Annotated in this window: 21 protein-coding genes; 19 read left to right on the top strand and 2 right to left on the bottom strand. The window is 38.5% G+C overall.

Annotated elements, in window-relative coordinates; genetic code table 11:
- Positions 1 to 85: 85 nt before the first annotated feature.
- The 4 genes from arcC (at position 86) to ACYQ1N_RS02130 (ending at position 3,175) form a co-directional block, all read left to right on the top strand.
- On the top strand, positions 86 to 1,018 hold the full coding sequence (gene arcC, locus ACYQ1N_RS02145) for a carbamate kinase (protein ID WP_459832185.1): 933 nt from the start codon (positions 86 to 88) through the stop codon (positions 1,016 to 1,018).
- Between the two features lie 38 nt (positions 1,019 to 1,056).
- Positions 1,057 to 1,539 (top strand): GNAT family N-acetyltransferase, encoded by a 483-nt coding sequence (locus ACYQ1N_RS02140; protein WP_459832183.1) that lies wholly within the window; start codon positions 1,057 to 1,059, stop codon positions 1,537 to 1,539.
- A 292-nt stretch (positions 1,540 to 1,831) separates the two neighbouring features.
- Positions 1,832 to 2,776: a calcium/sodium antiporter gene (locus ACYQ1N_RS02135; protein ID WP_459832181.1), complete on the top strand. Its 945-nt coding sequence runs from the start codon at positions 1,832 to 1,834 to the stop codon at positions 2,774 to 2,776.
- An 87-nt stretch (positions 2,777 to 2,863) separates the two neighbouring features.
- Positions 2,864 to 3,175 carry a YbjQ family protein gene (locus ACYQ1N_RS02130; protein WP_459832179.1) on the top strand — a complete coding sequence of 104 codons (312 nt, stop codon included), beginning with the start codon at positions 2,864 to 2,866 and terminating at the stop codon, positions 3,173 to 3,175.
- Between the two features lie 133 nt (positions 3,176 to 3,308).
- Here ACYQ1N_RS02130 and ACYQ1N_RS02125 read toward each other — a convergent pair whose 3' ends face one another.
- Entirely contained in the window at positions 3,309 to 4,943 is a 1,635-nt protein-coding gene (locus ACYQ1N_RS02125; RefSeq protein WP_459832176.1) for a class I adenylate-forming enzyme family protein, read from the bottom strand.
- 294 nt (positions 4,944 to 5,237) lie between these two features.
- On the opposite strand from ACYQ1N_RS02125, the gene iorA reads away from it, so the two are divergent.
- The 6 genes from iorA (at position 5,238) to ACYQ1N_RS02095 (ending at position 11,480) form a co-directional block, all read left to right on the top strand.
- Complete coding sequence (iorA, locus tag ACYQ1N_RS02120) at positions 5,238 to 6,995, top strand: indolepyruvate ferredoxin oxidoreductase subunit alpha (protein ID WP_459832174.1); 1,758 nt, start codon at positions 5,238 to 5,240, stop codon at positions 6,993 to 6,995.
- 4 nt (positions 6,996 to 6,999) lie between these two features.
- Positions 7,000 to 7,572, top strand: coding sequence for an indolepyruvate oxidoreductase subunit beta (locus ACYQ1N_RS02115; RefSeq protein ID WP_459832172.1), 573 nt, complete (start codon positions 7,000 to 7,002; stop codon positions 7,570 to 7,572).
- Between the two features lie 36 nt (positions 7,573 to 7,608).
- Complete coding sequence (locus ACYQ1N_RS02110; RefSeq protein ID WP_459832169.1) at positions 7,609 to 8,910, top strand: phenylacetate--CoA ligase family protein; 1,302 nt, start codon at positions 7,609 to 7,611, stop codon at positions 8,908 to 8,910.
- Positions 8,911 to 8,928: 18 nt separating this feature from the next.
- Positions 8,929 to 9,363, top strand: a complete 435-nt coding sequence (locus ACYQ1N_RS02105; protein WP_459832167.1) for an ACT domain-containing protein — start codon at positions 8,929 to 8,931, stop codon at positions 9,361 to 9,363.
- An 18-nt stretch (positions 9,364 to 9,381) separates the two neighbouring features.
- Positions 9,382 to 10,899, top strand: a complete 1,518-nt coding sequence (locus ACYQ1N_RS02100; RefSeq protein ID WP_459832165.1) for a sodium:solute symporter family transporter — start codon at positions 9,382 to 9,384, stop codon at positions 10,897 to 10,899.
- 101 nt (positions 10,900 to 11,000) lie between these two features.
- Positions 11,001 to 11,480: a hypothetical protein gene (locus tag ACYQ1N_RS02095; RefSeq protein ID WP_459832163.1), complete on the top strand. Its 480-nt coding sequence runs from the start codon at positions 11,001 to 11,003 to the stop codon at positions 11,478 to 11,480.
- Positions 11,481 to 11,620: 140 nt separating this feature from the next.
- On the opposite strand, the gene ACYQ1N_RS02090 is transcribed toward ACYQ1N_RS02095, so the two are convergent.
- A complete protein-coding gene (locus tag ACYQ1N_RS02090) occupies positions 11,621 to 13,612 on the bottom strand; it encodes a cation:proton antiporter (RefSeq protein WP_459832160.1) in 1,992 nt (663 codons plus the stop codon).
- Positions 13,613 to 14,078: 466 nt separating this feature from the next.
- Between ACYQ1N_RS02090 and ACYQ1N_RS02085 the strand changes: the two genes are divergently transcribed.
- The 9 genes from ACYQ1N_RS02085 (at position 14,079) to ACYQ1N_RS02045 (ending at position 22,669) form a co-directional block, all read left to right on the top strand.
- Complete coding sequence (locus ACYQ1N_RS02085; RefSeq protein ID WP_459832158.1) at positions 14,079 to 14,426, top strand: hypothetical protein; 348 nt, start codon at positions 14,079 to 14,081, stop codon at positions 14,424 to 14,426.
- 71 nt (positions 14,427 to 14,497) lie between these two features.
- Positions 14,498 to 15,226: a DUF554 domain-containing protein gene (locus ACYQ1N_RS02080; RefSeq protein WP_459832155.1), complete on the top strand. Its 729-nt coding sequence runs from the start codon at positions 14,498 to 14,500 to the stop codon at positions 15,224 to 15,226.
- A gap of 88 nt (positions 15,227 to 15,314) precedes the next feature.
- Positions 15,315 to 15,719: a nucleoside-diphosphate kinase gene (gene ndk / locus ACYQ1N_RS02075; protein WP_459832153.1), complete on the top strand. Its 405-nt coding sequence runs from the start codon at positions 15,315 to 15,317 to the stop codon at positions 15,717 to 15,719.
- A gap of 555 nt (positions 15,720 to 16,274) precedes the next feature.
- Positions 16,275 to 16,931 (top strand): class I SAM-dependent methyltransferase, encoded by a 657-nt coding sequence (locus ACYQ1N_RS02070; RefSeq protein ID WP_459832151.1) that lies wholly within the window; start codon positions 16,275 to 16,277, stop codon positions 16,929 to 16,931.
- Positions 16,928 to 17,941 (top strand): ABC transporter permease, encoded by a 1,014-nt coding sequence (locus ACYQ1N_RS02065; RefSeq protein ID WP_459832149.1) that lies wholly within the window; start codon positions 16,928 to 16,930, stop codon positions 17,939 to 17,941. The genes ACYQ1N_RS02070 and ACYQ1N_RS02065 overlap by 4 nt, the downstream gene beginning before the upstream one ends.
- On the top strand, positions 17,935 to 18,867 hold the full coding sequence (locus ACYQ1N_RS02060) for an ABC transporter permease (protein ID WP_459832147.1): 933 nt from the start codon (positions 17,935 to 17,937) through the stop codon (positions 18,865 to 18,867). The genes ACYQ1N_RS02065 and ACYQ1N_RS02060 overlap by 7 nt, the downstream gene beginning before the upstream one ends.
- A 275-nt stretch (positions 18,868 to 19,142) precedes the next feature.
- On the top strand, positions 19,143 to 20,729 hold the full coding sequence (locus ACYQ1N_RS02055; RefSeq protein WP_459832145.1) for an ABC transporter substrate-binding protein: 1,587 nt from the start codon (positions 19,143 to 19,145) through the stop codon (positions 20,727 to 20,729).
- A gap of 42 nt (positions 20,730 to 20,771) precedes the next feature.
- Positions 20,772 to 21,803 (top strand): ABC transporter ATP-binding protein, encoded by a 1,032-nt coding sequence (locus ACYQ1N_RS02050; protein WP_459832143.1) that lies wholly within the window; start codon positions 20,772 to 20,774, stop codon positions 21,801 to 21,803.
- On the top strand, positions 21,785 to 22,669 hold the full coding sequence (locus ACYQ1N_RS02045) for an ATP-binding cassette domain-containing protein (protein WP_459832141.1): 885 nt from the start codon (positions 21,785 to 21,787) through the stop codon (positions 22,667 to 22,669). Before ACYQ1N_RS02050 ends, ACYQ1N_RS02045 begins: the two co-directional genes overlap by 19 nt.
- Positions 22,670 to 23,053 lie beyond the last annotated feature (384 nt).

Raw genomic sequence — 23,053 nt, 5'->3', positions numbered from 1 at the left:
TAATCTGAGTATAAACTAAGTATGCTTAAAAAGTACCGTATGGGAATATGAATATATGTAATAGGGCAAATGAAAGGAAACAGCAGTGAGCAGAATTGTATTGGCGCTCGGAGGGAATGCTCTCGGTAACACTCCTACCAAGCAGTTAGAACTTGTTAAAGACACTTCCAGAGCAATAGTTGATATTGTTGAACAGGGGAATGAGGTGATTATAGTTCACGGTAACGGACCTCAGGTCGGAATGATCCATTTGGCAATGGAGCTTGCCTCGTCAGAGGATGAAAAGATTCCCATGATGCCGTATCCCGAGTGCGGAGCCATGTCCCAGGGATATATAGGTTATCATCTGCAGCAGGCAATCGGACATGAACTTGAATTAAGAAATATCAATAAAAATGTTTCGACAATAATTACGCAGGTTATTGTTGATGAAAAGGATGAAGCATTTAATAATCCCACAAAACCGATAGGGAGATTTTATACGAAGGAAGAGGCTGACGATTTGGCAGCTTCTCACGGCGCCATATACGTTGAAGATGCAGGACGCGGGTACAGAAGAGTTGTGGCTTCTCCTGCTCCGAAGGAGATTGTGGAAATTGAGACCGTAAAACAGCTGAGTGATATGGGAAATATAGTAATAACAGTCGGCGGCGGCGGAATACCCATAATAAGAACTAAAAAGGGCCCGAAGGGTGTAATGGCGGTTATTGATAAGGATAAATCAGCGGCGCTTCTTGCAAAGGAACTGAATGCGGACGTTCTTATGATTCTTACGGCGGTCGATAAGGTATGCCTGAATTACGGAAAAGAGAACGAAGAGAAATTGGATTGTATTACCGTTGATGATGCATTGAAATATATACAGGAAGAACAGTTTGCCAAGGGAAGCATGCTTCCTAAGGTTACGGCATGTATGGATTTTGTAACAAGCGTGGACAACGGTACGGCATATATATGTGCGCTCAGTGATGCGAAAAATGCCATAGAGGGCAGGACGGGAACGAAAATCATCCGTTAAACAGAAACATTTACAAAATAAATTTAAAAGGTACAGTTATGATTATAAGAAAAGCGGTAAGGGAAGATATCCCTGAATTATTGAGATTGCTCCATCAGACAAATGATTTGCATTCGGAAAAAAGACCGGATATATTTAAAAGCTCCATAACAAAATATACGGATGAAAATATTGAAAAAATATTATTAAATGAAGATATGCCTGTATTTGTTGCTCAGAATGAAGACGAAAAGGGAGGAAAACTCCTGGGTTATGTATTTCTGCAGATTGGCGAATATAAGAACGATCATAAAATGGCTGACAGAAAATATGCTTATTATGACGACGTGTGTGTTGATGCGGAAGCAAGAAGAATGGGTGTCGGCAAGGCTCTTATGAAGTATGCCGAGGATTATGCAAGGAATTGCGGATGTTATAATATTGAGCTTCATGTGTGGGAATTAAACCCGGGCGCTTTGGAATTTTATAAGAACTTCGGAATGGTTCCGCAGTTTACGTCCATGGAAAAAATCCTTAAGTAAATTAAAGGGAAAAATGTTTGCAAAAATATACAAATTAACAACGTTATATATAATATTTAACATTGACATATAATTATAAATATTATAATTTATAAAAGAAAAATAAATATGACCTTGTAAGAGGGAGTAGCTTGCATAAACCGATGGTTTATGTTTATATGATCGTCAACGCGGCGTACAGCCCGGTCAATAAATAATTAGCGAGACTTTTACATAATTTCGGTTATGGTTATTAATAAGATAATCCGACTGAAATTATGTGAAGGTCTCGTTTTTTAGAAAGGTGTAAAATATGATTTTTGTTCAATTTTTGTTGCTGGCACTCGGTTTTGCCATGCTTATCAAGGGAGCCGACTGGTTCGTAAGCGGTGCTGCCGGTATTGCGACCAGGTTCGGAATTCCTCAAATCGTAATAGGTCTTACAATAGTCGCAATGGGAACAAGCGCTCCCGAAGCGGCCGTCAGTATATCGTCGTCATTGGCAGGCAACGCCGATATTACAATAGGTAACATTGTGGGAAGTAACATTCTAAATATACTTATTATACTGGGTATTACCGCAACCATGGTTCCGATAGCCGTTGCGAGGGGAACGATTAAAGTTGAGATTCCGTTTATGATAGCCATCAGCGTGGTTCTTTTATTGTTGGGACTGGACGGAAATATTACATTCATTGATGCTCTTATACTTATAGGTTTATTTGCCGTATATATGATATATCTTTTCAGACAGGCGAAATCGGGAATAAGCAGCGGAGAGAACAGCGCAGAAGAAGAGCATCACAGGAAGCCCAAGAAAATTCCTTTATTGATTCTGCTTACGGCTGTAGGCGTTGTTATTATAGTATTCGGAAGTCAGATTACGGTTAATGCGGCAACGGAGATTGCGAAGTTTTTCGGAGCCAGCGAAAGATTTATAGGCCTTACGGTAGTTGCGTTGGGAACATCTCTTCCGGAACTGTTCACATCCGTAACGGCGGCTAAAAAAGGAAATGCCGATATTGCCATAGGTAATATCGTGGGAAGTAATATATTTAATATATTATTTATCGTTGGAATATCGGGACTTATAACGACCGTTCCGTTCGATTCGGCGTTTATTACGGACACAATAATAAGCATCGGCGCAAGTGTACTTTTATGGGTGTTCTGTCTTATAAGTAAAGGACTCAGAAGATATGCGGGAATTATATTCCTTGCGGGATATGCGGGATACTTTATTTATCTGTTAAGGTAATTGATTGCGTTTTTACGTAACACACATATATACATTTATCTCAGTATGTTAAAATAATCAGTATAAATATTTATAAGGAGATAAGTTATGATAGTAGTTAATACAGATTATATCTCAGGAAAGAACCTGGAAACCATGGGACTTGTACAGGGGGCCATGGTTCAAAGTAAAAATATCGGAAGAGACTTTGCGGCAAGCTTTAAAGGACTTGTGGGCGGAGAGATAAAAGGTTATACCGAGATGATGAACGAAGCCAGAAATACGGCCGTGCAGAGAATGGTTGAAGATGCACAGCGTCTCGGGGCAGACGCTGTTGTAAACGTAAGATTCGGAACTTCTTCCGTTGTTCAGGGAGCTGCCGAAGTTATCGCATACGGAACTGCCGTGAGATTTATTTAAGTTAATATAATAAGATAAAAATATACATAAAAAATACCCTTTCCGCCGGATGGTGACCCGGCCGAAAGGGTATTTTTTTATGTAACATTATGTAAACGGAAAAGGGCGGCAAGCATATATGTTACCGATTTATTTATCCTTCGCTCTGCTTTTCCACCAGTCTTGCGCCGGCATATCTCTCTCTTAAAACGTTCTTTGCAATCTTACCTGTCGGATTACGCGGAACATCCGCAAATATAATGTTACGGGGCCTTTTATATCTCGGGAGATCCTCACAGAACTTATCAATATCTTCTTTTGTACATGTTCTGCCTTCCTTTAATTTTATAACGGCAGTTGTAATTTCACCCAATCGTTCATCGGGAGTTCCTATTACGGCAACATCCAATATATCCGGATGGGATGAGAGAAAGTTTTCAATCTGAACCGGATAAATATTTTCTCCGCCTGATATTACGACATCCTTTTTTCTGTCTACAAGATAAATGAAATTATCTTCATCCTGACGGGCCATATCTCCCGTATACAGCCATCCGTCCTTTATTGATTCGGCAGTGGCTTTGGGATTCTTGTAATATTCCACCATGACACCGTCGCCTTTTACGCAAAGTTCTCCCACTTCGCCGTTTTTAACTTCGTTGCCGTTATCATCAACAATCTTTACCTGCCATCCGTGACCGGGAAGACCTATGGCTCCGACCTTGTGGATGTTTTCAACGCCGAGATGCACACATCCCGGACCCGTTGATTCGGAAAGACCGTAGTTGGTATCATACTTATGATTAGGAAAGTAGCTTTTCCAACGTTTAATAAGACTCGGAGGAACCGGCTGGGCTCCTATGTGCATAAGTCTCCACTGATCAAGATCATAATCTGAAAGCTTTATTGTTCCGTTCTCTATTGCAGCAAGAATATCCTGGGCCCACGGAACCAGCAGCCATACTATGGTACAGTGTTCCGCCGATACGGCATCAAATATATTTTTTGGTTTGTTGCCCTTTAACAATACTGCCTTTCCGCCTGTATAAAGTGAACCGAACCAATGCATTTTTGCACCAGTGTGGTATAGGGGAGGTATACATAAGAATACGTCATCATGAGTTATTTCATGGTGAATGGCCTCCATTTCCGCAGACTGCATAAGGGCTTTGTGATTGAGAAGAATGGCCTTCGGAAATCCGGTCGTGCCGGAAGAGAAATATATTGCGGCATTATCTTCGTCGTTTATTTTTATTTTGGGAGCTATGCTGCTGAAATTGGCTACCCAGTGGAAATAATCTTCGGCAAATGAAGGAGCGGGACTGCCCACATAGAATAATAAAGTTTCTTTGCTTAAATCATTTGCTATGGCTTCCATACGTCCTATAAACTCCGGACCGAAGAATAAAACATCTATATCGGCGAGTTTTACGCAATAGTCGATTTCGTTTGATGTATATCTGAAATTTAAAGGAACGGCAATGGCTCCGCATTTGAGTATACCGAAGTATATGGGGAGCCATTCAAGGCAGTTCATGAGAAGAATACCGACTTTCTGTCCCTTCCTGATACCGCGGTTAAGAAGCAGATTGGCGCATCTGTTGGATTTTTCATCAAATACGGACCAGGATATCTCTCTTCTGTAAGGAACATCGGAAGTCGGCTGTACAAGCTCATATTCATTCCATGTAACTCTCGAAGGCTCACTTACTTCCGGGTTGATTTCAACAAGAGCGGTTTCGTGAGGATATTCCTTTGCGTTTCTCGTAAGTAGATCTGTGATAGGCATAATAAGCCCCCTTTAATATTATAAATGTCAATTAATGCTTATAAGCGAATATATTTAATAATTGTACAGGCTTTATACATTAAGTTCAATATAAAAACTTCTTAGTATTGCCTAATTACCTATACAAAATGTATAATCTAATCTATGAATTTTTATAATATACATATAAAATTTATAAAAATAAAATCAATCAGTTTTACAGTTTTAGATTAATGTCAGCGAATAAAAGATTGTTGATATTATTTTAACCACGATTTTTATCCGTTGATTATATATGAGACCAAGGGGGCAGTTATGAAAGAATTAATGCTTGGTAATAAGGCGTTTGCCAGAGGGTTATACGAAGCCGGATGTACATTTGCATCAAGTTATCCCGGTACGCCGAGTACGGAGATAACGGAAGAGGCCGCTAAATACGATGAGATATATTGCGAGTGGGCACCAAATGAGAAGGTTGCCATGGAAGCGGCGTTCGGAGCGTCTCTTGCGGGTAAGAGAGCGTTTTGCGGCATGAAGCATGTAGGTTTAAATGTTGCCGCGGATCCGCTTTATACAATGTCATATACGGGAGTAAGAGGAGGACTTGTTGTAGGTGTTGCCGACGATCCGGGAATGCATTCTTCTCAGAATGAACAGGATACGAGACATCATGCGATTGCAAGTAAGGTTCCGGTGTTGGAGCCTTCCAACTCTCAGGAAACTCTTGAGTTTGTTAAAATTGCATTTGACATTTCAGAGAGATTCGATACTCCGGTAATCGTAAAGATGTGTACAAGGATTTCTCATTCACAGTCCGTTGTTGAAACGGGCGAAAGAGAAGAAAGGGAAACCATTCCTTATGTGAAGGATCCCGCAAAGTACGTAATGGTACCTGCCAACGCCAAGATTCGTCATCCGTTTGTGGAAGAAAGAGTTAAAAAGCTCAGCGATTGGGGAAATACAAGCGGAATTAACCGTATCGAAAAGGGAACGGACGCCGAAAGCAGAAGAGGATTTATTACGGGTTCGACCTCTTATCAATACATAAAGGAAGTATTCGGTGATTCGGTTTCAATTCTTAAACTCGGAATGCCATATCCATTCCCTGATGAGCTTATAAAGGAATTTGCCAAGGATTTGGATGATATAACGGTTGTTGAGGAAATGGATCCTATCGTGGAAGAACATTGCAAATCACTGGGGATCAACGTGCATGGCAAGGATATTCTTCCTATTGTGGGAGAATATTCTCAGAACCTGATAGCTAAGGTCCTTGCGGGTCAGGATATAGATGAGAATTCAAAGATTGATTTTGAGACTCCGGTAAGACCTCCTATTATGTGTCCGGGATGTCCTCACAGAGGTATCTTCTATACATTGAAGAAAAATAAATGTATCGTTATAGGAGATATAGGCTGTTATACGCTTGCTGCAGCAGAACCTCTTGCGGCAATGGACATGACTCTTTGTATGGGAGCGTCGGTAAGCGCAACTCACGGATTCTTAAAGGCGTTGGGCAAAGATGCTCCGAAAAATGTAGTCGGAGTAATCGGCGACTCAACATTTATACATTCAGGTATGACAGGCCTTGCGGAGATAGCATATAATCAGTCAAATGCCACAATTATTATTCTCGACAATTCAACCACGGGTATGACAGGTCAGCAGGAGAATCCTACAACAGGATATGACATTAAGGGAGACCCTGCGGGCAAGATAGATCTTGAAGCTCTTGTGAAAGCAATGGGTATAAGAAGAGTAAGAGTAGTTGATCCTTTGGATCTTAAAGCATGCAATGCCGTTGTTAAGGAAGAACTTGCGGCTGAAGAGCCTTCTGTAATTATTACAAGAAGACCTTGCGTATTGTTAAAATCCGTTAAGAAATTGCCGCCTCTCAGAGTTAATCCGGATAAGTGTACCGGCTGTAGCGCCTGCATGAAAATCGGATGTCCGGCTCTTGCAATGAAGGACGGCAAGGTTGTCGTGGACGAAACGCTTTGTGTGGGCAGCGGATGTGACTTATGTGTTCAAATGTGTGGTTTCGGCGCTTTCGAGCACCCGGGAGAGGAGTAATTCAATGGAAACTAAAAATATAATGATCGTGGGAGTAGGGGGACAGGGTTCCCTTCTTGCGAGTAAACTTCTGGGAAGATTATTTATGAACAAAGGATATGACGTAAAAGTATCCGAGGTTCACGGAATGAGTCAAAGAGGCGGAAGCGTGGTTACTTATGTGCGATACGGAGATTCAGTTGGCTCTCCCGTTGTGGATAAGGGCGAAGCGGACTATATAGTATCGTTTGAAATGCTTGAAGCCGCAAGATATGCGGATTATTTGAAACCGAACGGTAAAATAATTACAAGTAATCAGGAAATAGATCCAATGCCTGTTATTACGGGAGCGGCAAAGTATCCGGAGAATATTGCCAAAAGAGTTGAAGAAGACGGTATATCAATAGATGCCATAGACAGCTTATCGCTTGCGCTGAAGGCAGGCAATGCAAAAGCTGCCAACATAGTCCTTATCGGAAGACTGTCACACTATTTTGATTTTCCTAAGGAAGATTGGATAGAAGCCATTGAACAGGTGGTTCCGGCAAAGTTTGTCGAATTGAACAAGAAGGCGTTTGAGTTAGGAGAGAACGCATAATAAATTTTAAAACATTGTTATCAATAGGAGATTATGATGGGTAATTATTACCAAAAAGACATAGAATGCGCTGAAAGAGAAGTAATACGTGATATTCAAAGCAGAAGACTGGTAGAGCAGGTAAGACATGTTTGGGAAAATGTCAAACCTTACAGGATTAAAATGGAGGAAGCCGGTATAACGCCGGAAGACATTAAGTCAGTTGACGACTTAAGCAAGCTTCCGTTCACCGAAAAAAGTTTTCTCAGAGATAACTATCCTGACGGTCTTTTAGCGGTTCCTACAAAAGATTGCGTAAGAATACATTCCACATCCGGAACTACCGGAAAAAGAGTAATTGCATACTATACTCAGGATGATATCGACTTATGGGAAGACTGCTGCGCCAGAGCCATAGTTGCGGCGGGAGGAACGGATGAAGATGTATGTCAGGTGGCATACGGATACGGATTATTTACCGGAGGAGCAGGCCTTCACGGGGGAAGCCACAAGGTGGGCTGCCTTACGATTCCGGCTTCCTCCGGCAATACTCAAAGACAGATTATGTTTATCAGAGATCTTAAGGCAACTATTTTATGTTGTACTCCTTCATATGCGGCATATCTCGGAGAATCAATGAAGGAAATGGGACTCGGACCCGACGACATACCTTTAAAAGCCGGAATATTCGGCGCCGAAGCGTGGTCAGAGGAAATGAGACATGACATTGAACAGACTCTGGGAATTAAGGCATATGACATATACGGTCTTACGGAACTGTCGGGTCCGGGAGTTGCATTTGAATGTGAAGAACAGAACGGGATGCATATTAATGAAGATCATTTTATTGCGGAAATAATAGATCCTGATACCGGCGAAGTTCTTCCGGAAGGCGAAAAGGGCGAGTTGGTGTTTACTTCAATCTCCAAAAAAGCATTTCCGCTCATAAGATACAGAACAAGAGACATTTGTGTGTTGTCGAGAGAAAAATGTTCATGCGGAAGAACGCACGTAAGAATGACAAAACCTCTCGGAAGAACGGATGATATGCTGATAATACGCGGCGTTAACGTATTTCCGACTCAGATTGAAACGGTTCTTATTAATAACGGTTATGCGGCAAACTATCAGATTATAGTCGACAGAGAGAATAATACGGATACTTTGGACGTACATGTTGAAATGACGCCGGATATATTTACCGATAATTTAGGCGAAATAACTCATATGCAGAAAGAGTTGTCGGATGAACTTCATTCAATGTTGGGTATAAAGGCGGCGGTTACCCTTGTTGCGCCTAAATCCATCATCAGATCCGAAGGAAAGGCCGTAAGAATAATAGATAACAGAAAATTATAATTAACGGAGGAATAAACAATGAGTATAATGCAAATCTCTGTATTCTTAGAGAATAAATCAGGATCTCTTGCCAACCTTACTTCCGTGCTCGCTGAAAATAACGTTAATATTCAGGCCATGAACGTGGCGGAAACAAGTGAGTTCGGTATTGTAAGAATGATAGTCGAAGAGGTCTACAGTGCGGCGAACATACTTAAAGAAGAGGGATATGTATGTAAACTCACACCTGTCGTTGCAATAACCATCGGAGACAGACCGGGAAGCCTTAACAATGCAATCAACATTCTTAACAATGCGGGAATGGATGTTGACTATTTATATGCATTTTTGGGCGGAAGGGCAATGGATACTGCCCATATTATTCTTAAGGTTGCGGATAATTCGGCCGCCGAGGCTGCTTTGAGATCTAAAGGCGTTGAACTTCTTACTCAGGAAGACGCCGGTGAGTTGTAACAGAAAAGGATTTAATATATGGCTATTAAAATTATTATGCTCGTTGTATTTTTTGCGGTTATGTTAGGCGTGGGATTCTATTGCCGCAAAGAGGCGCAAAATGTTGACGGATTTGTTCTAGGAGGTCGTAAAGTAGGTCCGTGGCTTACGGCATTTGCATATGGAACGAGCTATTTCAGTGCCGTTGTATTTGTCGGATATGCAGGACAGTTCGGATGGAAATACGGCTTGGCATCCACATGGGCCGGTATAGGCAACGCCGTTATAGGTTCTCTTCTGGCATGGATTATTTTGGGAAAAAGAACAAGAATAATGTCGCATACGCTGAATTCATCGACAATGCCGGATTTCTTCGGCAAACGATTCGGCTCTAAATCGCTTAAAATCGGTGCTTCGATAATCACGTTTGTTTTCCTGATTCCATATACCGCATCACTGTATAACGGGCTGTCAAGGCTCTTCGGTATGGCGTTTAACATCGACTATACGGTATGTGTAATTATAATGGCCGTACTTACGGGCATCTATGTAATCGCCGGAGGATATATGGCTACCGCAATAAATGATTTTATTCAGGGACTGGTAATGCTTGGAGGAATCGTGGCGGTAATAATAGCCGTAGTAAACGGAAAGGGCGGATTTGCGGCGGCATTTGCCGAAATGGCAAAAATCAGCGATCCTTCCGTGGGCGCAGAACCGGGTGCCTTCGCAAGTATATTCGGACCGGATCCGATAGGACTTCTGGGAGTTGTACTGCTTACATCGCTGGGTACGTGGGGACTTCCTCAAATGGTTCAGAAATTCTATGCCATTAAAGATGATGACGCCATCAAAAAGGGAACCGTGATTTCCACAATATTTGCATTGGTTGTTGCCGGAGGATGTTACTTCCTCGGAGGATTCGGAAGGCTGTTTTCGGATCAGATAAATATATCATCAGGCGGATACGACTCCATTATTCCGACAATGCTTTCGGGTCTGCCGGATATTCTTATAGGAATAGTTGTGATATTGGTTCTTTCGGCTTCCATGTCAACATTATCGAGCCTTGTTCTTACAAGCAGTTCGACAATTACCATTGACCTTATAAGTGAAGCGGGTAAAAAGAAAATGTCAGACAAGTCTCAGGTATTTCTTATGAGGGTGCTTATTGTAGTATTTATTGCTATATCGGTTATTATTGCAATAATCCAATATAAATCCAACGTTACGTTTATAGCTCAGCTTATGGGTATTTCATGGGGAGCGTTGGCGGGAGCATTTCTTGCGCCGTTTCTGTATTCGCTGTTTTGGAAGGGAACAACCAAAGCGGCATGTTGGGTAAACTTTATATTTGCTGTTGCATTCATGGTGATTAACTTTGTGGGCAATTTAACAGGTGCTCATATATTTCCGGTTATTCTCCGTTCGCCTATTAATGCAGGTGCGTTCTGTATGCTGGCAGGCTTTATAATAGTTCCGATAGTTTCGGCATTCACAAAGAGACCGCCTTCGGGAATAACGGAGTTGTCATTTTCAAACATCAGCAGGAAATAAGTTAATTAATAGTACTTTGTGAGGATATGTCAAAGCGGATGTATATTATATAATATTATTGTAATATATATTCTTTTATAAAAGTATAAAAGGAGATCCGCATGAAAGATGATGTGAAAATTTGCGTTGACAGCAAAGTTGATTTCATTGTTAATTATCTGGATATTACCCCGGATAACAGGGATGAATTTGAAAAATTTGTTAATGACATAACCGCACTTGGAGAGAGATGCGGTGACTACAGTGAATTTGAAAACAGATTTGCTTCTGAAGGCTTGAGTGACCGTTTTAATTCCATGGTCGGAAGATTTCCGCAAAAGACTCATAAGATGACCAAGGAGGAAAAGGATTTCTCAAAGGCAACATTCAGGCAGATGTTAAAAGACAACAAAGAAGAGATAATTTCAGACATTGTAGGTGATGCTGCAGATACGGCAAGGATTCATGCGGAAGGTGAGCTTATTGCGAAAAACCGCGAGAGAATGATTGAAGAAGGCGTGTATGACGATTATACAATAGCGTCAAACACCGCGGATGACATAAGAACCGTTTTCGGATTATTTAAAAAACGTAAAAAGTAAAGGCGGGCTTTTTGAAGCAAGTTTAAAAGTCAAAAAATGAAAAGAGGCTTTTTGCTAAGTAAGTAAAGTGAAGCAGAGTCCGTAAAAAATGACCTCGGGGGTAACCCGAGGTCATTTTTTTTACCGTTTAATATTTAAATTCAGTGAAGGGAACCGTTAAGTTCAAGATTCGCATATGCAACATTCGTCTTAAGTTTCTTAGCGTCCTCATAAGGTAAAGTTCCGTTTTCGAATTCTTCCTGAATTATGGTATTTTCAATTTCCAGAGCTCTTCTTTCAACTCTTCTCAAATCGGATTCATCGATATTCTTAGGATCATCCAATTCAATATAGTAGTTAAGCCGGCTCAAATTAAACTGATACTTTTGTATGTACAATTCGAGAGCCTCTGAATCAGGATTAGCCTTATATTCATCTTCAAGTTTAGAGAGAACATATTCGGTATTGGATTTCGTAACCGTAATAAATGTATCCTTATTGTTTCTGAATTCTCCCGAGTTGGCAATCTTTCTTGCCTTCAGCTTACTGAAGAAGTTGCTGATTGCAATCGACGTTACGCTGTGGCGTTTGTGATTAGGATTTTGATCGTCTATTAATCTGTTAAAATGATCAACGCCTTCAATGTCGATTACATTATTGTATTTAAGCTGTTTGATATTTTCCTTCTGCCATTCGACGATTTTGTTATGAACCTTGTCAAGCTCCTTTGCCGTTTCTTTATTGCCTAGGAGAGTCATCTGTATATCGTCTGCCCAGTCTCTGTACCTGAAAGCGACAATATTGGTTTCGGCTCTTGTCTGAGGGGTTGCTTCTGCGTCGAGACTGTCTGCAACCTGAAGGAAAATGTTAACTCTCACTTCATCCATTTGCTTAGGAGAAAGAGATTTATTTTCAACAGGGGCGATAATAGGAAGGAATATATACGACACGGCGAGGGAAACGATTATAACACCCATTGCTATTACGCTTATTTCGTCAAGCAGAGGGAATTCGGTTCCGTTTGCCAACACCGCAGGTATACCTCCGATTGCGGCCCAGGTAATTGCACCTCTGGCTCCGGACATGGCAAAAAGCAGAGAAGCTCGTACTTTGGAAATAGGATGCTGTTCCGCGTATACATATTTAGGAAGCGTAAGTAACGACCATAAGAAACGAATAAGGAGGATAACTCCGGATACGATAAGTATAATCCAAAGAGCCCACCAGTGATCCATTTCCATATGGTTAAATATAAGAGCCTCAAGAGTGTGAGGAATCTGCATTCCCAAGTATACAAAAATGAGTCCGTCAAGGGTAAATGACAGGAAACTCCACACATTCTTAGCACCGCTGTCAAGTCTGATTGCCTCTCCGACTTTTTCATCATATTCGAATGTGGAAATAATTCCCGCAAGGAATATGGCAACAACGCCGCTTACATGGAAGTGGTCGGCAATTATATAAGCAAAGAACGGGAATACAACGCCGATAAGTGTATGGAGCGGCGTCTTCTTAATGCCCTGCGTATACAGAAAACGGACAAGTAAAAACTTTCCGATGCCGAGGATGGCTCCGACTAACAGACCGCCTCCGAGTTCGATAAGGAATTCAAGCACTGCATGGTCTAAATGAGCGCCTTCGCCTCCCATTACATTGATGCATGTCTGAAGGAAAATAACAGAGGTTACTTCCGCAAAAACAGATTCATTTTTCAGAAGCTCCATCAGTCTGTGAGGAACGCTGCTGTGTTTTTCCACATTATCAACGGCGATGTGGTCTGTTGATCCGAGAGCGGACATAAGGGTTATGGCGGCCACGACCGTAATCTGAGGAATAAGACTCTTAAGAACGAGTCCGGTAATAAATCCTGTGATTAATAAGAGAACAACAGCCATATTGGCAATGGAACCCTTCATTTTCCACAGATCCTTACGGCTTATTTCCATACCGCCGTAGTATACAAGCGGTGCTATGAATATTAAATGAAAATATTCATGAGATATATGGAAGTGAGCCGCTAACGGAAGAAATGAAATAGCAATGCCGATGCCGATTTTTATTAACGGGCTTGCGATTGCCGGCACGAATTCGGCAAGGATATCGGCAAGTACCACGGCAAATACCATGATCAGCAGTACGACCAAAAAGTCCATACACTACCTCCTTTTTAAATTAATAATTGTGTGTAAATGTTATTAAATGAACACTGATACATATTTTACAAGGCAATTATAACATATGCAAAAAGTGCATTTAAAGAAAAAATAGAATTTTCATTGTAACAATATATGTATTTATATTTCAAGAAAATATTTTCGGAGCAACCGGATGACAGGTTTTTTGAGAGCAACAGATAATATGTCTCAGTGAAATTGTTGACATATATTTTATAGAAAGGAACAATATGTTTTTCAGTGAAATCATTAACATATTTTTATACAAAGGGTTATTTACGATAAGCGAATAAACGGAGAGACGGGTTTTCGGTTAAGTATAAGACTGAAAATATTTACTCACACAAAAAGTTACAAGTGTGATTTGATATTTAACTTTAAAAAATATAGAATAGTGACAAAATTATTTAATTAAATTTAATTAAACGGGGAAGGCGGTGAAAAAATGAACAATACTCAAATCATTGTACTGGTTGTGGTAATCGCATTAATAGGAATGTTTGCCTTCCAGACATACATAAGGATGAAGAACAGGGTAGACAGCGAAAAGAAGCTGTTTGAGGAGATGCAGAAAAAGGAGAGAAGGGAAGCCGTGGAAAAAGTAATTAAAGAGCGTAAAGAACAGTTTGAACAGGAACAGAAAAACAAAGATACAAAGTCGGAAGACGATAATAAGTATGATAAGGATAAAGATAACAATGTATCAGACGAAACGGAAAGCGAATATTCCGTATATCCGGATGATTATGAATACAGGAGAGATAACAGAACAGACGATATAAGTAAACTTTAACTTAACATAGATTTAAATTTTGTGATACAATACCTCTCAAAAATAAAATATACAGTGAGAAGGTGTTTCTAATGCCTATAGGCATAATCGTAAATTCAATAGTAATATTCGGAGGAGGACTGATAGGAGAGGTTGCCGGTAACAGGCTAAGCGAGAGCATTAAAGAGAAGCTCATAATGATATTCGGATTATGTTCCATGGCCATGGGCATAACAACGGTCATACTTATGAAAAACATGCCGGCGGTAATCCTCTCGATACTCGTGGGAACCGTAATAGGAAGCATGATTCATTTCAACAGAATGATAGAAAAAGGTGCGGCCAAACTGGAACAGATAATTACGAAGATCATACCGATGAAAAAAGAAGAGTTAACTGCTGACGAAGAAAAGGTCAGAAAAAACGGTTTGGTCACTGTAATTGTTCTTTTTTGCGCAAGCGGAACGGGTATTTACGGATCGATCATCTCCGGAATGAACGGTGATAACAGTATATTATTTTCCAAATCAATACTGGATTTCTTTTCCGTAATTATATTTACGTGTGCATACGGAGCCATAGTTAAATATATATCCATACCGCAGTTTATTATTTTTATAATAATATTTTATCTCGCTAAGATTATCTTCCCGATTACAACTCCGGATATGCTTAACGACTTCAGATCCGTAAGCGGAATTTTAATGGTTGCCAACGGATTCAGAATTATGAATTTAAAAATGTTTCCGGTGGCTGACATGATACCGGCTATGATTCTTGTGTTTCCGTTAAGCGCCTTGTGGTCAATGATACAATTTTAATTTATCATTTTATAAAAAGGTTGAAATTGAAGACGATTATATAATAGAATGAGCGTATTAAAATACATATAGTTTAAGGAGAATTAACATGGCAGTAGAAAGAACATATCTTATGCTTAAACCTGATTGCATTAAGAGAGGACTTATGGGTGAGGTTATTGCGCGTATCGAGCGTAAAGGATATAAAATCACAGATGCAAAGATGATGAACCTTGATGAGGCTATCCTTCGTGAACACTATGCGCACATTGCAGATAAGCCTTTCTTCCCTGAAATTGTTGAGTATATGACATCAGGTCCTGTTTTCGGAATGATTGTCGAGGGAGAAAACGCAGTAGCAGGCGCAAGAATTATCATGGGCGCAACAAAATTTGAAGAGGCTGCAGCAGGTACAATCAGAGGTGACTTTGCCAATTCAACAGGTCAGAACATTATCCACGGTTCCGATTCCGTTGAAAATGCCGAAATCGAGATTAAGAGATTCTTCGGCTGATTTATAAATTACATATTAACGAATGATAAATGTCAAATATTACGAATGGTTTTCGTAATATTTGACATTTTTTATTTTCTGAATGTGTATATGTGCCATGTAGGTTGCGATATTAGCTTAGTAATATGCATTTGCAAAAAGCATCTTGTTATATGTGATTTGCAATATATGTTTTGTAATGTGTATCTTATGATATCTATTTTACAATGAGCATTTATGATATACATCCTGAAATAAGCGTATTGTAAAAAACTGCGTTTATTACTTCAAAAGAAGTTGAATAAGGTGAATTGGAAGCTTAAACTCCAATCCATTTATCACTAAACCAAAATCTCTAATTTCAATTCAAAATAAGTTGAATTGGTAGTGAGAATAAATCAGATGACAGCAAGAAACAAGGCGTATTACATTAATTATTTAAAGTTTACATTCAAGGATAGTTAATATTATTCATATATATTACCTGTATCCCCATATACAGGTATTAAATGACTATTTGAGAGTAGCATTATATGATTGCAAATTTATTAAGAATAAATAAAAAATGGAGGGCGTATGAATATTAATTCAAAAGACATTGAGGCCATAGCAGGGTATTGGGATGAATATTCATCATATTTTGATGAACAACATAACATGGAAAATATCAATCTATGGTCGAAGGAATTAATGACACTCTTAAGAGAAGGGGATGAAGATGTTAAAAAGGTGCTTGATATAGGCACTGGAACTGGTTTTCTTGCTCTTATTCTTGCAGAAAACGGATATGATGTAAAAGGAATCGACATTTCCAGAGAAATGATGGAAATTGGAATGAGAAAGGCATCTAATAGAGGGCTTCATATTGATTTCATATATTCTCTTTGCGAAGAAATGCCGTTTTACGACAACGAATTCGATGCGGTAGTAAATTCAAGAGTTCTTTGGACGCTTACCGATCCTGTAAATGCATTGAAAGAGTGGAAAAGAGTGGTTCGTCCAGGTGGGAGAATTATTTCATTTATGAGAGTAATGGATACGGACGGTTCTTCGTATTACAAAAAAGAAGAGGGGGAAGTGTTTCTGCCTCTTAGTAATGCCAAAAGAGAAGATTATGTTAAAACTTATCTCGATGCGGGACTAATAAATGTAGAGGTTATAGAAATGCCTAAAGAAATGTCTGATTCAGATATGCCACATTGGACTGCATTTATCGGAGAAGTACCAACATGAAACAACAATTAAATGGAAATGTGTTTAAAAAGAGCTTAGGGAAAGTGCTCTTAAACAGGATATTGCTTTTTGTCATATGTATGTTTTCATTATCAATTATTCTTTTTATTTTATCAAGAATAGCACCTGGTGATCCTTTGATTTCTTTTTATGGAGACAAGCTGTATTCAATGCCACCTGAAGAAGTAGCAGCTGCAAGAAATAGACTCGGATTAGATGAGAATATTATTATTCAATATTTTAAGTGGGTAGGTGGAATATTTACAGGAGACTTCGGATTATCATTAAAGTATAAAAAACCAGTGCTTGATGTTGTCGTTCCGTTGCTTCCGAATACACTTATACTTGGAATTACAGCGTATGTAATTGTTTTCGCACTTGCAATATTACTTGCAGTTGTATGTGCGGCTAATGAAGACAACTGGATTGACAGGATAATAAGTAAGACTGGGACAACTCTTTATTATACGCCGACATTCTGGTTTGGCATTATATTAGTGCTCGTATTTAGTATTAATCTAAAGTGGTTTCCAAGTAGTGGAGCATATGATATGGGGCAATCGGGCAATATATTAAACAGAATGTGGCATCTTGTGTTACCGGTAATTGTAATGGTAGCAAGCCATCTGTGGTATTACGCCTATATGATAAGAAATAAGCTTCTTGACGAATTAAGAAAGGACTATGTTCTTTTGGCAAAGTCAAAGGGGCTAAAGAAATATGAAATTATTTGGAAGCATTGTTTGAGAAATGTAGCACCTACAATAGTGAGCATTATGGCTATATCAACAACGCATATTATGACAGGCGGAATAATTATTGAGTCGATATTTGATTATCCAGGAATAGGTAATCTCGCAATTGAAAGTGCAAAATTGCATGATTATAACCTTCTTATGTTGTCGGTTCTAATAACGGGCATGTTTGTATTTATTACAAGCCTTATTGGGCAGACTGTAAATGAAAGAATAGATCCAAGAATGAAAGCTGCAGGGGTGTACAAATGGTAGAAAATGCAAAAATAAATGTTACGGATGCCCCTATCGATGATGAATTTAGGATTGTGGGAGCAGGTTATAAAGAGCATATACCTAAATATAAGAAAGCGACATTTAGGACAAAGCTAAAAGGAAAGCCTATTGCATCTATAATAATCCTGTCATTTATAGCATTTGGCTGTATATTTGCAGGATTATTTGCAAACCACGATCCAAACGGTTTTTATCTTGCCAGCCTTGATAGCTCACCTAACGGCGAATTCTTTTTTGGAACAGATTCTTTGGGCAGAGATATATATTCTATGATGTGGTACGGGGGCAGAGTTTCTCTTGTTGTAGGACTGTTGGGAGCAGCTATAATTGCTGTTATCGGCGTAGTGTATGGAAGTATTTCAGGAACAGCCGGGAAAAATGTGGAATCAATAATGATGAGAGCTGTTGAGATATGCGGAAGTATACCGACAATACTTTTTACGCTTATAGTATCAGCAAGCTTACAAGCTAATAATGTAATTACCTTGTCAGTTGTTATTGGAATAGTTGGATGGTTTAGTTTGGCTCGTCTCGTTAGAAGCGAAGTAAGGCAGATAAGAAATGGTGAATATGTATTATATGCAAGGAGTTGTGGCGGAAGCTTCTTATATGTGATGGTAAAGCATTTGTTACCAAATTTTCTATCTGCAGCTATGTTTGTAATTATTTCATCAATAAGTACATGTATTACTACAGAATCCACGCTCAGTTTTTTGGGATTAGGACTTCCTATAGATGTAATCTCTTGGGGAAGTATGCTTTCTCTGGCTAATAAAGCGCTTTTGACTGGATCATGGTGGGTTATCGTATTCCCGGGAATATTTATAGTAGCAACATTACTATGTATAACTAATTTAGGAAATTATGTTAGAAAAGAAACAAATAGAAAACCGAGCAACTTATAAAACAAAGCTTCAACCACAATAATATAACAAAAATAAAAATTTAATTATAACAGTACAACAAAAATAGAATTCAACCATAACAATATAACAAGAATAAAATTCAATCATAACGACATAACAAAAACAAAGCTTAATCAAAGTGACATAGCAGAAAAACAAAGTATACTAAATCAGATAAAGCAATATAAAGTATATAAACTTTTTGTCTTAGATAAAACAATATAACAAAAACATATAATTCAAAACAATTTAAATAACAATAAAGGGAGATATTTATGAAAAGAAAATTATTTAAAATTACAGCATTAGCAGGAACAGCAATTACAACAGTAAGCTTAGCAGCATGTGGTGGAACATCTAATGCAGGTTCATCTGGAGAAAGCTCTAATACAGGTGGAAGGGGCAATACATTAGTTTATGCAGGGGAAGCATCAAGCACAATAAATCCCCTTCTTGATAGTTATGATGAAGTGACAAGAATGATATTCTCAGGACTTACAAAGGAAGATGAATCAGGAAAGCCGGTTGGAGATTTGGCAGAAAGCTTTGATTATGACAAGGATTCACATACATATACATTTCACTTAAGAAAAAATGTAAAATGGCACGACGGAACACCTTTTACAGCCGATGATGTAATATTTACATATGATCAATTGGTAAAGAGTGATGCTGTTTCATCTTCTCTTAAAGCTAATTATGAAGATATAATCAGTATAACTGCACCTGATAAGAATACGGTGGTTATGAAGCTATCACAGAATGATAATGGAATGCCCGAATATTTTACTATTGGTATTTTGCCTAAGCATGTTTATGAAGGGCAAGACCTTGCCACAACAGAGTATAATCAAAAGCCTATCGGAACAGGTAAGTACAAATTCTCATCTTGGGACACGGGAGCAAATACAATTTCCTTAGATAAAAATGCTGACTATTATGGTAAGGTTCCTAGTATAGAGCATGTAAATTACAGAATAGTTGAGGATGAAACAACAAAGGCTCAGCTTGTCGAATCTGGAGAAGTGGATCTTGCATGGCTAGCTCCTAAATATGCAGAAAAGTTTAGAACTAATACGAATTATACTGTATGGGATTTCCCAAGTGCCGACTACAGAGGAATTGCTCTCAATTATGGTAGAGAATTCTGGAGTAAAAATAAAGACTCAGCCGGTGTCCTAAATTATGCTATAGATAAGGAAACTATTGTGAAAAGCGTAATAAAAGGACAGGGAAGTGTAGCATATAGTCCAATTCAGAAAAATCCTTTAGGAAGCTCAAAAGATTCAGACATTTATACATATGATTTAAATAAATTTGATGAGGAAATGACAAAGCTTGGCTGGACAAAAGGAACTAACGGAATATATGAAAGAAACGGACAGCCTTTCCATTTTACAACTCAAGTTCGAGAATATGAGGAAGAAAGAGTTGAAATTGCAAATGTAACATCAAGTATGCTTAAGCAAGCTGGAGTTGATATGGAAGTAGTTCTTGTGCCTAAGTTCGATCATCCTTCATATGACTCATTCCTTGCTGGATATTCAACTGAGTATGATCCTGATATGATTTATTCAAATCTATATTCATCATCTAAAGGAAATACAATGAAATATTCTAATCCAGATGTTGATAAATATTTATCAGAAGGAAGACATGCGGAAACAGAAGAGGAGCGTAAGGAAGCTTATAAAAACTTTGAAATTGCATATGCAAAAGATCCTGCAGTTGTCTTGGTTAACTACCTTAACGGTAACTATGTAGGAACAAAGTCACTTACAGGTCTTAACACTAAGAGTGTACTGGGACATCATGCAAGAGGCGTTATGTGGAATGTAGAAGAATGGACTCTGAACAGATAAAAGATTACAAAGCTTTTAACATAGATTTTTATTAGCACAGATATGGAAGAAATATTAAAATTAGAAAACTATTCAGTAAGCTTTAATACACCTAAAGGAGAAGTTGAAGCGGTAAGAAATATTAATCTGACTGTCAATAAGGGAGAAATATTGTGTATTGTAGGAGAGTCTGGATGTGGCAAGACTGTAATGTGCCAAAGTGTAATGAAATTACTGCAAAAAAATGCAAAAATAAAAAGTGGAAAAATTACAGTAGACAACGAAGATATTACAGATTACAAAGAAGGGAAAATGAGAAAGCTAAGAGGTGGACGTATGTCTATGATATTTCAAGATCCGCTTCTTACGCTTAATCCTACTATGCCAGTTGGAAAGCAAATAACAGAATCCATAATTAGACACCAAAAAAAGGATAGAGAAAAAGCAAAGGAAATGTCCATAGATTTGTTGAGATTAGTGGGCATAAATGAGCCAGAGAAAATGTATCATCTTCAGCCACACTTTTTTTCTGGCGGAATGAGGCAAAGGTGTGTTATAGCGGTGGCCTTGGCAACTCGTCCTAAAATATTATTTGCAGATGAGCCTACAACGGCTCTTGATGTAACGGTTGCTGATAAGATACTTGACTTGCTTATTGAAATAAAAAACAAAATGGGAATATCAATAGTTTTTATCTCTCATGATCTAGGCGCGGTTGCTAAAATAGCAGACCGAGTTGCAGTAATGTATGCAGGTAAAATAATAGAAATAGGAACGGCAGAGGATATTTATTATCGTCCTGAGCATCCGTATACATGGGGGTTGTTATCATCTCTTCCGGCTCTTGCAATAGAAAGTGGAGAGCTGTATAGCATTCCTGGAACGCCTCCAGTGCTTATTGACCCACCTAAGGGAGATGCATTTGCAGTGCGCAATGAATATGCTTTAGCAATAGATTATGAAAAAGAGCCTCCTATGTTTAAAATTTCTGATACGCATTATGCGGCAACATGGCTTTTGGACGAGAGAGCTCCAAAGGTTAATCGTCCTATACAATTGGAGCGTGGGAAGGGAATATGGAAGAAGATTACTTAATTAAAGTAAAAGATTTAAAGCAACATTTTAAAATAAATGAAAATTTCGTCATAAAAGCAGTAGATGGAATATCATTCGGAATAAAGAAAAATGAAATATTCGGACTTGTAGGAGAGTCTGGATGCGGTAAGTCAACAACGGCAAGATGTATTTCCGATATCTATCGCCCCACGGAAGGTGAAATATATTATAAGAATATGCTTGTCTCGGGGCGCAAGCCTTGTAAAGAAAATGTTGAATTATTTAAAAAGGAAATGCAGCTTATATTTCAGGACTCGAGTGCTTCTCTTAATCCTCGTATGACGGTAGAGCAAATTGTAAGAGAACCTCTTGTTATCCAAAAACTGTATGAAAACAAGGGAAATTTAAAAGATAAAGTAATTTATAATCTCAAGAGAGTGGGAATGGACGGCATTTATCTTTCGAAATATCCTTCGGAAATGTCTGGCGGGCAAAGGCAGAGAGTATGTATTGCAAGATCTCTTATAACTTCACCGTCGATTATTATTGCGGATGAGCCGATAGCGTCTTTGGACGTTTCGATTCAGGCTCAAATAATTATGTTATTTAAGCATTTACAGAAGGAACACGGATTTTCCATGCTTTTTATTGCTCATGATCTCTCAGCGGTAAGGTTTATAAGTAACAGAATAGGTGTAATGTTAAAAGGAAAACTTGTTGAACTTGCGGACACGGAAGAACTGTTCAACAATCCTATACATCCGTATACAAAATCTCTGTTATCATCCATACATATACCTGATCCACTTTATGAGAGAAACAGGGTTCATATTGAATATGATAAAGAAACTCCTTTGGGAAAGGCATTTGTCGAAAAATACAAAGATCATTTTGTTTTGGAATAAAAAGGCGGTAAAACAACCGCCTTTAAAATGTATACTTTTAGAAAAGCAATATATAATACTAACGAAAGAAAAGTAATATATGTATAATATTAACGAGAATATTATATATTGCTTAATATCGAACGGATATGATATTTGCATAAACTTTGAAAATACGGCAAAAGTCGCATTTTTCTGCCGTTTCGCGGAATTAAAACAAAAATATAAATATTGTAGATGCGTTTTGAAAACGATCAAGTAACCGATAAAAATCAAATATTTTAAAGGTCTGGAAAAGAATATTTATGAATTTCCTAAAATTTTGAAAATAAATTCAAATATTTTTCAAAAAAGGTGTTGACATTATATTGGGGTATTGATATTATATACAAGTCGCCGCGGCAA

This window comes from Howardella ureilytica, assembly GCF_054657495.1.
The sequence above is the reverse complement of the archived record's forward strand: the minus strand, read 5'-3'. Positions and strand labels throughout refer to the sequence as shown.

Coding starts and splice junctions, on each gene's coding strand:
- ACYQ1N_RS02140 (WP_459832183.1), top strand. CDS start 1,057: ATGATTATAAGAAAAGCGGTAAGGGAAGATATCCCTGAATTATTGAGA.
- ACYQ1N_RS02135 (WP_459832181.1), top strand. CDS start 1,832: ATGATTTTTGTTCAATTTTTGTTGCTGGCACTCGGTTTTGCCATGCTT.
- ACYQ1N_RS02130 (WP_459832179.1), top strand. CDS start 2,864: ATGATAGTAGTTAATACAGATTATATCTCAGGAAAGAACCTGGAAACC.
- ACYQ1N_RS02125 (WP_459832176.1), bottom strand. CDS start 4,943: ATGCCTATCACAGATCTACTTACGAGAAACGCAAAGGAATATCCTCAC.
- iorA (WP_459832174.1), top strand. CDS start 5,238: ATGAAAGAATTAATGCTTGGTAATAAGGCGTTTGCCAGAGGGTTATAC.
- ACYQ1N_RS02115 (WP_459832172.1), top strand. CDS start 7,000: ATGGAAACTAAAAATATAATGATCGTGGGAGTAGGGGGACAGGGTTCC.
- ACYQ1N_RS02110 (WP_459832169.1), top strand. CDS start 7,609: ATGGGTAATTATTACCAAAAAGACATAGAATGCGCTGAAAGAGAAGTA.
- ACYQ1N_RS02105 (WP_459832167.1), top strand. CDS start 8,929: ATGAGTATAATGCAAATCTCTGTATTCTTAGAGAATAAATCAGGATCT.
- ACYQ1N_RS02100 (WP_459832165.1), top strand. CDS start 9,382: ATGGCTATTAAAATTATTATGCTCGTTGTATTTTTTGCGGTTATGTTA.
- ACYQ1N_RS02095 (WP_459832163.1), top strand. CDS start 11,001: ATGAAAGATGATGTGAAAATTTGCGTTGACAGCAAAGTTGATTTCATT.
- ACYQ1N_RS02090 (WP_459832160.1), bottom strand. CDS start 13,612: ATGGACTTTTTGGTCGTACTGCTGATCATGGTATTTGCCGTGGTACTT.
- ACYQ1N_RS02085 (WP_459832158.1), top strand. CDS start 14,079: ATGAACAATACTCAAATCATTGTACTGGTTGTGGTAATCGCATTAATA.
- ACYQ1N_RS02080 (WP_459832155.1), top strand. CDS start 14,498: ATGCCTATAGGCATAATCGTAAATTCAATAGTAATATTCGGAGGAGGA.
- ndk (WP_459832153.1), top strand. CDS start 15,315: ATGGCAGTAGAAAGAACATATCTTATGCTTAAACCTGATTGCATTAAG.
- ACYQ1N_RS02070 (WP_459832151.1), top strand. CDS start 16,275: ATGAATATTAATTCAAAAGACATTGAGGCCATAGCAGGGTATTGGGAT.
- ACYQ1N_RS02065 (WP_459832149.1), top strand. CDS start 16,928: ATGAAACAACAATTAAATGGAAATGTGTTTAAAAAGAGCTTAGGGAAA.
- ACYQ1N_RS02060 (WP_459832147.1), top strand. CDS start 17,935: ATGGTAGAAAATGCAAAAATAAATGTTACGGATGCCCCTATCGATGAT.
- ACYQ1N_RS02055 (WP_459832145.1), top strand. CDS start 19,143: ATGAAAAGAAAATTATTTAAAATTACAGCATTAGCAGGAACAGCAATT.
- ACYQ1N_RS02050 (WP_459832143.1), top strand. CDS start 20,772: ATGGAAGAAATATTAAAATTAGAAAACTATTCAGTAAGCTTTAATACA.
- ACYQ1N_RS02045 (WP_459832141.1), top strand. CDS start 21,785: ATGGAAGAAGATTACTTAATTAAAGTAAAAGATTTAAAGCAACATTTT.